Here is an 11335-nt window from a genome sequence, read left to right as displayed (position 1 = left end):
GAACGCATGTCCGTCCTGAAGAAGATCGAGGCCAAGCTCGAGATCATGGCGCCCGGCGATCGCGAGATCGGGCGGTACATCGTCGACAATCCCGACCAGATGCTGCGCCTGTCGACGGCGGCGCTCGCCGCCGAAATCGGCCGCAGTCAGTCGAGCGTCGTCAAGTTCAGCCAGAAGCTCGGCTATGCCAGCTATCAGGAGCTCAAGCTCGCCGTCAGCGAGGCCAAGTCGCAGGAATGGCACGTGCCGGCCGGCATGATCCACGGTTCGATCGAGGTCGGCGACAGCTATCTGGTCATCTTGCGCAAGCTGATCGGCAGCAAGCTCTTGTCGATGCAACAGACCGTCGCAGCCAACACCGAGCAGGAAATCGGCAAAGCCCTCGAAGCGTTGAACGGGGCGCGCCGCATTCATCTGGCCGGCGTCGGCGCATCCTCGCTCGTGGCGCGCGATTTCTCCTACAAGCTGATGAAGCTCGGCCGCAACGTGCTGCACGACAGCGACAGCCATGTGCAAATGGCCAATGTCTCGACGCTTGGACGAGGCGACGTGCTGTTCGCGCTCTCCTATTCCGGGGCGAGCATCGAAACCCTGCGGATAGCCGAACTGGCTCGCAAACGTGGCACCACCGTGATCGCCGTCACTGGACTTCGCGACAATCCGCTGAGCCGCGTTGCCGACATTCGCCTCCACACGATCGCCGATGAAGAGCGCGCGCGCTCTTCGTCGATAACCGCGCGCGACGCACAACTGACGCTCACCGACCTGCTGTTCATCCTGCTCGTGCAGAAGCAGCCTGACGCCAACGAATACGTCCACAACAGCGAACTGGCCGTCTCGGTACTGAAGGCTTAGTCGTTGGACGCATCTCACCCGCTCTCCTTGAGCCGCGCGTCTATTAGCGGCCCAGAAGGTTGCGCTCGACTGTCTTGAGATGGGCGAGCATCGCCTGGTTGGCGCTTTCCGGGTCGCGGCGCAGCAATGCGTCCAATATTGTCTGATGCTCGTCGCAATAAACGCGCCTGCGCTCCTCCGAGAATGAGCGCTTTTTCATTTCGAACCACGGCGATTGGTTGCGGATCGTGCGCATGAGATTGTGAATCTCTTTCAGGAAGTCATTGCGGCAGCAGGCGAAGACGCAGTGATGGAACTCGGCGTCCCAATGCTCGAAGTCCGGCATGTCCTCGGCAGCGCATGCGGTCTGATGCGCTTCGCGAACCGCGTTTAGTTCCGCCATGCTGGCATTTGTGGCGGCGAAGGCCGCCGCCGCTGGCTCCAGCAACTGCCTGATCTCCATCATGTCGGCGGGGCTGGTGCCTTCCATCCGCGTGACCGTCGCCGCGATGGAATCGGGATTGGTCGCAGTCAGAAAAGTGCCGCGCCCGACATGCCGGACAACCGTTCCGTCCTCCTCCAGGAAGCCGACGGCACGACGCACCGTATTGCGCGCCACGCCAAACTCGGCCGCAAGGTCGCGCTCGGGCGGCATCCGCCCGTCCTGAAGCCACTCGCCGGCCGAAATCCGTTTTTTCAGCACAGTGGCGATGTCGTTGGCGACGAGCTTGGGCATTTGTTGAGAGCTTTTAATCTGATCCAATGTTGAACCAATACTATCAGCCGGCGCCCTGCCGGTCCAGTACCTGATGAGGTCAAGGCCCGATTTACCGCGACAAGTGACGAAAACCCTCTTGCAGCCTAAACCAATCGGCGATAGCGTGTAACGAAAGAGCTTATATTGGCTCATAAAAGGTTCAGGGAGGAACGAATGAAGGTCGCGACGTTTTCGATTGCAGGCGAACGTCGCGTCGGCGTTGTCGATGTCGACAATCAGTCGGTCGCCCCCTTCGATATCCCTGTTGACCAGGCGCTGTCTGGCGTGCTGGCGCTGTTGCGGCGCAACGGCGCCGGGATGCCGCGCACGCTGTCGCCGGTTCCGCTGGCGCAGGTCGAGCTCGAGGCGCCGATACCTTTGCCTGCCCGCAACATCTTTTGCGTCGGCAAGAATTATTATGAACACGCCCACGAGTTTGCCCGCAGCGGCTTCGATTCGAGCGCCGGTGCCGGCGCCATTCCGCAACATCCGATCATTTTCTCGAAGGTCCCCGAATCGGTCGTTGCAACACATTCGAACGTGCTGATCGACCCTTCCATATCGATTGCGATCGATTATGAGGCGGAACTGGCGGTCATTATCGGCAAGGGCGGACGCGGCATTTCGAAAGCCGAGGCTTACGATCACGTCTGGGGTTATACGATTGTCAACGACGTCACTGCCCGCGACCTGCAGGGAAAATATAGCCAATGGCTAATCGGTAAGTCGCAGGATACGTTTTGCCCGATGGGGCCATGGGCGATCACCAAGGATGAGCTCGACCTGGAAAACGCTTCGGTACGTTGTTTCGTCAATGACGACCTCCGCCAGAATTCCAAAATATCGCTGCTCATCTTCGATATTCCGACGATCATATCGACGCTTTCGCAAGGCATCACCTTGAAGCCGGGCGACATCATCGCCACCGGCACGCCGGTCGGTGTCGGCATCGGCTTTGATCCGCCGAAATATCTCAAAGCCGGCGACATTGTGCGGGTCGAGATCGACGGCATCGGGACGCTGGAGAACCGGATCGTGGAGCGGGTGCAATGACGACTGTCACCGTCGGTCCGATTGTCGCGGAAGTCGCCGGCGAGGGCGAGCCGGTGGTGATGATCCACGGTCTCGGCGGAACCTCGAACATGTTCCAGTCGCAGCTGGAGGCGCTCTCGGCCTACCGTGTCATCCGCCTCGACCTGCCTGGATCCGGCCGCTCGCCGCGGCCGCTCGATCCATTGACGATCGAGGTCATGAGCGACGCCGTCATCCGCGCCATGGCGGGCATGGGCGTCACCCGGGCGCATTTCGTCGGCCACTCCATGGGCACGATCGTCTGTCAGTTGGTCGCAGCGATGCAGCCGTCGCTGGTCAGGTCGCTGGTTTTGTTCGGTGCTCTCGCCGAGCCAGCTGAGGCGACGCGGCAAGGCCTTGCCAACCGGGCGCGATTGGCGCGATCGGGCGGTATCGCCGACATCGCCGACCAGATCGTTGCCAATGCACTGTCGGCCCATACCAGGGAGACCTCGCCGGCCGCCGTCGCCTTCGTGCGCGAATCCATCACCAGGCAGGACCCGGAAGCCTATGCCCGCACCTGCGAAGCCCTGGCCAAGGCCACGGCTGTGGATACGCGCCGGATTTCAGCGCCGACCCTTTTGGTTACCGGCGACGCCGATACGATCAATCCGATGAGCGTCGGCCAGGCGCTTGCCGACAGGATAAAGGGAGCGATATTCTTGTCCCTCGATCGGTGCGGACATTGGGCCACGGTGGAGTGCCCCCGCGAAAGCAGCCAAAGGCTCGCCGATTTTTTGAGACGCGTTGATAGGTGAGGATCGGAATTCGGGCGTAAAAACAGTGCGCCCGACAGTTTGGGAGGTTTTCTGATGGCAGACGACGGCTGGAACGGAAACGGTTCGGGCAGCACGCTCTTTACCAATGTGCGCGTGCTCGATGCGACCGGCGAATACCCCTACACCGGCGAAGTGCTGGTTCAGGGCAACCGTATCAAGCAGATCACCAAGGGCTCGTCGCGTTTCGGCTCGCCGGCTGTGTCGTCCTCCTACAGCGGCTTGTCAGGCGGTGTCACAACGATCGACGGCATGGGCGCGACGCTGATGCCGGGCATGATCGACGCGCATCTGCATCTCTCCTGGAACAACGCGCCCGGCATCGACCCGATCCAGATGATGGAGGTGGAAGAGCACATGCTGGTCACCATGGAGATGGCCAAGCTGGTACTCGACGCCGGCTTCACTGCCGGCCGCGGCGCCGCAGCCGCCAAGCCGCGGCTCGACGTGGTGTGCAAGAAATTCATCAATCAGGGGCGTTTTCCCGGGCCGCGTTACCTCGCCGCCGGTCCCGAGATCACGACGGTCGGCGGCCTCGGCGATTCCGCGCCTTCGCACATTCCGCATGAAGGCCTCAATCTCGGCATCGTTGTCTCCGGTCCCGAGGAAATCCGCCGCACGGTGCGCCAGCTGATCAAATACGGTGTCGATTCCATCAAGCTCAATCTGTCCGGCGAAAGCATCACCGGCATGGGCGCCGAAGAAACGCCGATGTCGGAGGAAGAGGTCGCCATGGCCGCCTCCGAGGCGCGCTGCCGCAACAAGGTGCTGTCGGCGCATGCGCGCTCATCCGGCTCGGTCAAGCAATGTGTCCGCCACGGCATCCAGAACATCTACCACGCTTCGTTTGCCGACGAGGAAGCGCTCGACATGCTCGAGGCGGCCAAGGACAAGCATTTCGTGGCCCCCGGCATCGCCTGGCTGATCAACACCGCGCGCCATGCCGAGCAATGGGGCATCAAGCCCGGCTCGCCGCTCTCGCTCGAATATGAGCGCGAGCTCGAAATGTGCATCGAGACGATGAAAAAGATGCATCGACGCGGCATCCGCGTCTGCATCGGCGGCGACTACGGTTTTGCCTGGACGCCGCAAGGCACCAACGCCAAGGACATCCAGACCTTCGTCGAGATGCTTGGCTTCTCGCCGATGGAGGCAATCCAGGCCGGGACCAAATATGGCGGACAGATCATGGGGATGGCCGACGAGCTCGGCATGATCAAGGAAGGTTATCTCGCCGATCTGCTGTTGATCGACGGCGACCCGATATCGGACGTGCGCATCCTGCAGGACAAGAACCGCATCCTCGCCATCATGAAGGACGGCAAGTTCCACAAGGCGCCGCGCTTGAATGAGCAGCGCCGCCGGCTGACCGCATGAGCATTCTGGACCGGCCATCTTCGCCCGACATTTCGCGGCCTAAGACTTCGGGGCTCGAGATTTCTGGCGGCGGCATGACGCGCAGACAGGCGTGGGGTCTTTTCTGGCTCCTCGCAGCTGCCGTCATTGCATGGCTGGTCTTTGCCGTCTGGCCGGACTGGCTGAACGCCATCCTGATTTCCAAGAAGGCATTCGTCAGCGCCATCCTCAACGGCATCACCCTGGCTGGCCTTTATTTCCTGGTCGCCAGCGGCTTTACCCTGATCTTCGGCCTGATGCGCAACGTCAACCTGGCGCATGGCTCGCTCTATCTGCTTGGCGCCTATATCGGCTATGAGGTGGCGAACCGCACCGGCTACTGGCTGCTGGGTGTCGCCGCGGGCTTCATCGTTCTGGCCCTTGTCGGCGTCGTCATGCAGATCTTCGTCTTCCGGCGACTGGAAGGCGACGACCTTCGCCAGACCCTGGTCAGCATCGGTATCTCGATCGTCGCCGCCGACCTGATGCTGGCGGTCTGGGCCGGCGGCACCTATCAGATCCCGGTGCCGGAATGGCTCGACGGTGCACTGACCTTACCGGTGGTCACGGCCGTGCGGTCTAACGGCGTCTCGGTGTTTCTCACCTACCCGCTTTATCGCGTCGTCGTGCTGGCGGCTGCGATCGTTATCGGCATCGGCCTTTGGCTGATGCTGCACAAGACGCGCGTCGGCATGATGGTCCGCGCCGGCGTCGACGACCGCGCCATGCTGTCGGCCTCGGGCGTCAACGTACACGCGGTCTTTGCTATCGTCTTTGCCGTCGGCGCCGGGCTTGCCGGCTTTGCCGGCGTCGTCGGCGGCTCGGCATTGTCGGTTGCGCCCGGCGAGGACGTCCGCTATCTCCTGGCCTCGCTCGTCGTCGTCATCGTCGGCGGCATGGGTTCGATTACCGGTGCTGCAATCGGCGCGCTGCTGATCGGCCTCGCCGAACAGATCGGCCTCGTCTATTTCCCGACCTACGGCATCGTGCTCACCTTCGTCATCATGGTGGTAGTGCTGTCGGTGCGGCCGCAAGGCATCATGGGGAAAGCGCGATGAGCCTGACCGTCGCCGTAGGCGCCGCGCCTCGACAGAACTGGCTGGAGAAGCTCGGCGCCGGTCACATCATCCTTGCCGTAGCATTGGTTCTCTACCCGCTGGTGGCATCCGATTTCTTCCTGACGCAGATCGGCGGTTATTCGCTGATCTTCGGCATGCTCGCACTGTCGCTGATGATGCTGGCCGGCTATGGCGGTATGGTCAGCCTTGCCCAGATCACTGTCGCCGGCATCGCCGCCTATGCCATCGCCATCCTCGGCGAGAACAATTCGAACGTGCTCGGCCTCGGCTGGCCGTGGTGGATCGCAGCACCCTTCGCCATTCTGGCAGCTGCGGTGGCATCGGCGCTGATCGGCTGGATCTCGGTGCGCACCGAAGGCATCTACACCATCATGATCACGTTGGCGATCGCCACCGCGACCTTCTATTTCGCCCAGCAAAACTACGCGATCTTCAACGGCCATTCCGGCTATGCCGGCATTCGCGCGCCGGTGTTCTGGGGCGTCAACTGGCGCGACCCGAAGGCCTTCTATTATCTCTGCCTGGGTTCGGCGGTGCTGTCCTACGCGGGGATACTCTACGGCGCCCGCTCGACCTTCGGCATGACCGTGCAGGCAATCCGCGACAATCCGCGTCGCATGCGCGCGCTCGGCTATCACGTCACCGCACACAAGGTCTTCGCATGGTTCCTGGCTGGAATCATTGCCGGTGTCGCAGGCGTGCTTTTGGTCTGGTTCAATGGGCGCGTTTCACCCGGCACGATCGGCGTCGATGCAGCCATCGACGTGCTGATCATCGCCGTCATCGGCGGTTTGCGCCACCCGATCGGGCCTTTTCTCGGCGCGCTCGTCGTTGTCCTGATGCAGACCTTTGCCATCGACCTTGTCGGAGCCGAGCGTTTCAACGCGCTGATCGGGCTGGTGTTCCTGGTGATCGTCTTCATCTCGCCGGATGGAATTCTTGGGTTGTGGGGGAGGATCAGACCGCAGCTAGCTCAGGAGTCCTTGCGTTCCGGTCCGTGACGCCGGAGCGGAATGAACTGCATCAATCAATCAAAGGGAGGAAAAAATGAGAATACATCGACGCACACTGCTTGCGCTGGCGCTTGCCACCGGGCTGACAGCTCCGTCTCTGGCGCTAGCCGCCGACGACACGATCAAGATCGGCCTGCTCGCCACTTTCGAGGGACCGTTCACGGTGCTCGGCGAAGACGGCGAGCGCGGCGCGAAGACGGCGCTCGACGAGGTCAGCGGCATGGTTGCCGGCAAGAAGATCGAAATCGTCAAAGGCTCGTCCGACGCTTCACCTGATAGCGCCGTGCGCGCTGCGCGCAAGCTGGTCGAGCAGGATGGTGTCAAGGTTTTGGTCGGCCCGCTTTCGGGCGATGAGGGCCTCGCCGTCAAGGACTATGCCAAGACCCAGCCGACCGTGACCTTCATCAATGGCACCTCGGCGGCGCAGGACACGACGCTGCGCAATCCGGCGGAAAACTTCTTCCGCTTCTCGACCGACGGCGCGCAGTGGATGGCCGGTCTCGGCACTTATGCCTTCAACGACAAAGGCTACAAGCGGGTCGCTACGGTCGCCGAGGACTATTCTTTCCCGTATACGCAGGTCTTCGGCTTCATGGCCGAGTTCTGCAAGGCAGGCGGCAAGGTGCCGTCCAAATCCTGGGTGCCGATCGGCAACAAGGATTTTTCGTCGGTTATCGCGGCCATTCCCGATGACGTCGATGCAATCTACGTCGCGCTTGGCGGCGCCGACGCCGTGAACTTCCTGACCCAGTATCAGCAGGGCGGCGGCGCGGCCCCCTTGATTGGTGGCTCGATCACCGTCGACCAGACGGTGCTGACCTCGAAGGGCAAGCTGCGCGACGTGCTGGTCGGCACGCCTTCCGCCGGACCAACCGCCGACACCAACGACGCGCCTAGTTGGAAAACTTTCGTCGAAGCCTACAAGAAGCAGCCAGGTGCCTTTCCCTCGCCGTCGCTCTTCGCCCACGGCTATTACGTCAACATGAAGGCGACATTGCTCGGTCTCGAACAGGTCGGCGGCGATGTCGCCGATGGCGGCGCCAAACTGCGTGACGCACTCTCGAAACTGTCTTTCGACACGCCGACCGGCAAGGTGTCACTGGACAAGAACCGCAACGCGATTGCCGACATCTACCTGACCGAGGTGACCGAGGGGCCGGACGGCAATCTTTTGAACAAGCTCGTCAAAGTCGTGTCGCAGGTCAACCAGACGCTGGGCATTCCCGAAGACGAGTTCACCAAGCTTGGGGCTGTCAGCCGCGACAATCCGAGCTGCCCGTAACCGCGTGGCTTGCGAGTATATCCGCCCGTGACCGAAACTCTTGCCGCGAACCGTCTCCAAGGCTCCGGCGCCTTTGCGCTGGAACTCGATGGCGTTGCGCGGCATTTCGGCGCTTTGGTGGCGCTCTCCGGCATTGATATGAGGATCGCGGCTGGCGAGCGGCGCGCGGTTCTCGGCTCTAACGGCGCCGGCAAGACCACGCTGTTCAATGCAGTGACCGGCGATTTCCTGCCGACGGCTGGCCGCATCCGCTTCTTCGGTGAGGACATCACCGACTTGCCGCCGCATGAACGCATCCGGCGGGGCTTGCGGCGGACCTACCAGATCTCGCAGCTGTTCAAAGGCTTGTCGGTTCTCGACTCGATCTTTCTCGCTTGCCGCGGCGTCTCACGCCGACGGTTCTCGCTGCTCCGCCCAAAGGCCACCGACGTCAACATGGTGCAGGCGGAATCGATCCTCAATGCCGTGCATCTCGAGGCCTATCGCGACCTGCTGGTGGCGACACTCAGCCATGGCCAGCAGCGGCAGTTGGAGATCGCGCTGGCGCTGGCCGGCGCGCCACGCTTCATCCTGTTCGACGAGCCGGCGGCCGGCCTGTCGCCGACCGAGCGCCGCGACTTGGTGGCGATCCTCAATGCGCTGCCCAAGCATATCGGCTATATTATCATCGAGCACGATCTGGATGTCGCGCTGCGCGTTTCGGAATATGTGTCGATGATGCACAACGGCCGTCTGTTCAAGGAAGGCACGCCGCAAGAGATCGAGGCCGACCCGGAGGTCCAGGAGATCTATCTCGGGGGCAAGCATGGCTGAGCGCCCCGTTCCCCTCGGCCGAACGCTCCCTTCTGGCCCAGCCTCTTCCGGCAAAATAGGCAAGGCGATCCTCAAAATAGAGGATCTGCAGGTCTATTACGGCGAAAGCCATGCCCTTCAGGGCGTCTCGCTGGCGCTGGAAAGCGGCGTGCTGTCGGTGGTCGGCCGCAACGGCATGGGCAAGTCGACGCTCTGCAACACCATCGTCGGCCTGAAGCGCGCGCGCTCCGGCTCGATCCGCGTCGACGGCCGCGAGATCACTGCGCTCGAACCGCACGAGATCCATCGCCTCGGCGTCGGTTATGTGCCGCAAGGGCGGCGCGTCTGGCCAAGCCTGAGCGTTGATGAGCATCTCCGTCTCGCTGCCGGCCATCGGCGCGATGCGAGTTGGACCGTCGAACGCATCTACCAGACATTTCCGCGCCTCGCCGAGCGCCGCACCAATGGCGGCTCGCAGCTCTCCGGCGGCGAACAGCAGATGCTTGCTATCTCGCGTGCCCTGCTCAGCGACCCGAAGCTGCTGGTCATGGACGAGCCGACCGAAGGCCTTGCGCCGATCATTGTCGACCAGGTTGAGCGGATGCTCGTCACCCTGGCCGAGGAAGGTGAGATGGCGATCCTCGTCATCGAGCAGAATATCGGCGTGGCGACCGCTGTTTCCAACCAGGTCGCCATCATGGTCAACGGCCGCATCAATCGGCTGATGGACGCGGCAGCGCTCGCGGCAGACCGGGAATTGCAGCAACGGCTGCTTGGTGTCGGACGCCATGCCGACGAGACGTCCGTCACGCCGGCAGCCGCGGCACAGGCGAAGGACCAGTTGGCTGAAGTCTACCGCATCGACCGGACGGCTACCGGTTCCGAACCGATGACCCAGAATGGAACCTACCTTCCGGTCACCGAACTGCCCAACCGCTGGAACGTGCCGGTCACGGCCATGCGGCAAGCGGCTATCGAGAAGGCCGCGCCACAGGACGATTTGAAGAAGGTCTTTGCAATTCCTTTCGCCGAACGCATTGGAAGAACAGTGCTCGTCGCGGGCACTTTCGATACCAAGGGCAAGGAGTTGCGGTTCGTCGCCGACCGGCTGAAGTCCCTCGGCATTCCGGTTCGCACCGTCGACCTCTCCACCTCCGGAAAACCGTCGAGCGCCGACGTTCCCGCCATGCAGGTGGCCGGAATGCATATGCGGGGATCGGCGGCCGTTTTCACCAATGATCGCGGCGGCTCGGTGAGCGCTATGGCGGAAGCCTTCGCGCGCTGGATCGAGCGCGAGCCGCGCATTGGCGGCGTCATCTCGGCCGGCGGCTCCGGCGGCACCACGCTGGCAACAGCAGGCATGCGCGTGCTGCCCGTCGGTATCCCCAAACTGATGGTGTCGACCGTGGCAGCCGGCGATGTCGCCAAATATGTCGGCGGCGCGGACATCATGATGTTCCATTCGGTTGCCGACGTTCAGGGGCTGAACTCGATCACCGAACAGGTGCTGTCAAATGCGGCGCATGCGATGGCGGGCATGGTCGCGCAGCTGCCCAATGCCGAAGCCTGGGAAGCCAGGCGCAAGCTGGCGCGCCCGGCTGTCGGCATCACCATGTTCGGTGTCACGACGCCGGCGGTGCAGGCGGTAACCAGGCGGCTCGAAGCCGACTACGACTGTCTCGTGTTCCACGCGACCGGCATCGGCGGACGGGCAATGGAGAACCTCGGCGATTCGCGGCTGCTCTCGGCTTTCCTTGATCTGACTACCACGGAGGTGGCCGACATGATCGTCGGCGGTGTGTTCCCGGCGACTGAAGATCGCTTTGGCGCCGCAATCCGCACCGGCTTGCCCTATGTCGGCTCAACCGGCGCGCTGGACATGGTCAATTTCGGCCCGCGCGACAGCGTGCCGGAGAAATTTCGAAGCCGCAAATTCGTCATCCACAATCCGAACGTCACGCTGATGCGGACAACCCGCGACGAGAACCGCGCCTTCGGCGAATGGATCGGTGCGCGGCTCAATGCCATGAATGGCCCGGTGCGGTTCCTGTTGCCGGAGGGCGGTGTCTCGATGCTCGATGCATCGGGCCAACCATTTCATGATCCGGAAGCCGACAGCGCCCTGTTCGAGGCGATCGAGAAGACCGTTCGCCAGACGCCGCAGCGCCATCTCGAGCGTGTGGGTGCGAACATCAATGACGCGCTCTTCGTCGATGCAGCGGTCAATGCGTTCCGCGCGATCACACCGAAACTGCAGAGGCGAGCATAATGGCTTCGAGCAGGCGCATTTGTAAAATCGGTGCCGGTAGCCTGTGGCTGACCGCATTCTATTTGGG

General features: G+C 62.5%; 10 protein-coding genes. 9 read left to right on the top strand and 1 reads right to left on the bottom strand.

Going from position 1 to position 11335, the window contains the following annotated elements; all coding sequences use genetic code 11:
* Positions 1-6: 6 nt before the first annotated feature.
* Positions 7-855, top strand: a complete 849-nt coding sequence (locus NKI50_RS06360) for a MurR/RpiR family transcriptional regulator (RefSeq protein ID WP_023716700.1) — start codon at positions 7-9, stop codon at positions 853-855.
* A gap of 43 nt (positions 856-898) precedes the next feature.
* Here the strand turns inward: NKI50_RS06360 and NKI50_RS06355 are convergent, their stop codons facing one another.
* A complete protein-coding gene (locus NKI50_RS06355; RefSeq protein WP_245278491.1) occupies positions 899-1744 on the bottom strand; it encodes a FadR/GntR family transcriptional regulator in 846 nt (281 codons plus the stop codon).
* A 21-nt stretch (positions 1745-1765) separates the two neighbouring features.
* Between NKI50_RS06355 and NKI50_RS06350 the strand changes: the two genes are divergently transcribed.
* The 8 genes from NKI50_RS06350 to NKI50_RS06315 all read left to right on the top strand — a co-directional run bounded on the left by NKI50_RS06350 (position 1766) and on the right by NKI50_RS06315 (position 11268).
* Entirely contained in the window at positions 1766-2644 is an 879-nt protein-coding gene (locus NKI50_RS06350; protein ID WP_023716702.1) for a fumarylacetoacetate hydrolase family protein, read from the top strand.
* A complete protein-coding gene (locus NKI50_RS06345; RefSeq protein ID WP_352715820.1) occupies positions 2641-3420 on the top strand; it encodes an alpha/beta fold hydrolase in 780 nt (259 codons plus the stop codon). The genes NKI50_RS06350 and NKI50_RS06345 overlap by 4 nt, the downstream gene beginning before the upstream one ends.
* Positions 3421-3474: 54 nt before the next feature.
* Positions 3475-4815 carry a metal-dependent hydrolase family protein gene (locus NKI50_RS06340; RefSeq protein ID WP_023716704.1) on the top strand — a complete coding sequence of 447 codons (1341 nt, stop codon included), beginning with the start codon at positions 3475-3477 and terminating at the stop codon, positions 4813-4815.
* A gap of 74 nt (positions 4816-4889) precedes the next feature.
* Positions 4890-5891, top strand: coding sequence for a branched-chain amino acid ABC transporter permease (locus NKI50_RS06335; RefSeq protein ID WP_023716705.1), 1002 nt, complete (start codon positions 4890-4892; stop codon positions 5889-5891).
* Entirely contained in the window at positions 5888-6913 is a 1026-nt protein-coding gene (locus NKI50_RS06330) for a branched-chain amino acid ABC transporter permease (RefSeq protein WP_023716706.1), read from the top strand. The genes NKI50_RS06335 and NKI50_RS06330 overlap by 4 nt, the downstream gene beginning before the upstream one ends.
* Positions 6914-6959: 46 nt before the next feature.
* Positions 6960-8207, top strand: coding sequence for an ABC transporter substrate-binding protein (locus NKI50_RS06325; protein WP_023716707.1), 1248 nt, complete (start codon positions 6960-6962; stop codon positions 8205-8207).
* A gap of 27 nt (positions 8208-8234) precedes the next feature.
* Complete coding sequence (locus tag NKI50_RS06320) at positions 8235-9020, top strand: ABC transporter ATP-binding protein (protein WP_023716708.1); 786 nt, start codon at positions 8235-8237, stop codon at positions 9018-9020.
* Positions 9013-11268, top strand: coding sequence for an ABC transporter permease (locus NKI50_RS06315; RefSeq protein ID WP_352715816.1), 2256 nt, complete (start codon positions 9013-9015; stop codon positions 11266-11268). The genes NKI50_RS06320 and NKI50_RS06315 overlap by 8 nt, the downstream gene beginning before the upstream one ends.
* The last annotated feature ends 67 nt before the right edge of the window (positions 11269-11335 follow it).

It is taken from the genome of Mesorhizobium sp. M0563, from assembly GCF_040321065.1.
Classification (GTDB): Bacteria; Pseudomonadota; Alphaproteobacteria; order Rhizobiales; family Rhizobiaceae; genus Mesorhizobium.
Note: the sequence above shows the minus strand (reverse complement) of the source record. Positions and strands in the feature narration are given on the sequence as shown.